The following is a 909-nucleotide window of genomic DNA, read 5'->3' on the forward strand; positions in this document are numbered from 1 at the left end:
TGGCTCGCTGAGGCGCTGGACGCCGGCGTCCCGCAGCCCAACGCCTGCAGCCTTGCCACGGTGGACGGGCTCGGAGGTCCCTCCTCCCGGATGCTGATCCTGAAGGACCTCGACGACGACGGCTGGCACTTCGCCACGTCCCGCGCCTCGCGGAAGGGCCGGGAACTCGCGGCGAATCCGCAGGCCGCCCTGAACTTCTACTGGCAGCAGCAGGGCCGGCAGATCCGCGTCGCCGGCGGCGTGGTGGAGCTGTCCGAGGCGGCGTCGGTGTCCGACTGGCATGCCCGGCCCGGCGCCGACGGCAGCGACAACGCGGACTGGCAGCTGTACGCCCTCCGGCCCCGCGAAATCGAGTTCTGGCAGGCCCGGCACGACCGCCGGCACATCCGCCACCGTTTTGGCCCGGAGTCTTTCAGTTAATCCGGATTGATTCAGGTCGCTCGGTTAGGATGTTCGCCATGACCCCAATCACCCCGGAAAACCTCCTCGAAGAACTGCGCCGCGCCGCCGGCGTCGTGGCCGGAATTACCGCCACCTTGTCCGACGAGGACGTCAAGGCGTCCTCGGAACTGCCGGGCTGGACGCGCGGCCACGTGCTGGCCCACGTCAGCGGCATCGCCAACGCGATGGCACGCCAGCTGGAGGTTGCGGCCCGGGGGGACAGCATCGAGCTCTACGACGGCGGTTTCGAAGGCCGGACCCGTGCCATCGAAATGGCCGCAGGACACACCGTGGCGGAACACCGGGCCGATGTTGACGCCGCCCTGGACCGGGCACTGCACGCTTTTGCAGCGCTCGACGGCGCCGGCTGGCGGGCGCCCATCAGCTACCGCGGGGGAGTCGTGTTCGACGGCGGGCTGGCGCTTTGGCGCGAGCTCACCATCCACGCCACCGACCTCGGCACGGGCC

Annotated in this window: 2 protein-coding genes; both read left to right on the forward strand. The window is 70.3% G+C overall.

Annotated features, from left to right (window positions below):
* Window positions 1-60: 60 nt before the first annotated feature.
* The gene (locus K789_RS23010) at window positions 61-420 is read left to right on the forward strand and encodes a pyridoxamine 5'-phosphate oxidase family protein (RefSeq protein ID WP_306376558.1); all 360 of its coding nucleotides are present in this window, start codon (window positions 61-63) and stop codon (window positions 418-420) included.
* A gap of 38 nt (window positions 421-458) precedes the next feature.
* On the forward strand, window positions 459-909 hold a 451-nt coding region (locus tag K789_RS0112540), incomplete at its 3' end, for a maleylpyruvate isomerase family mycothiol-dependent enzyme (RefSeq protein WP_024367049.1).

The sequence above is a fragment of the Arthrobacter sp. TB 26 genome (genome assembly GCF_000427315.1).
In the GTDB taxonomy this organism is placed as follows: domain Bacteria; phylum Actinomycetota; class Actinomycetes; order Actinomycetales; family Micrococcaceae; genus Arthrobacter.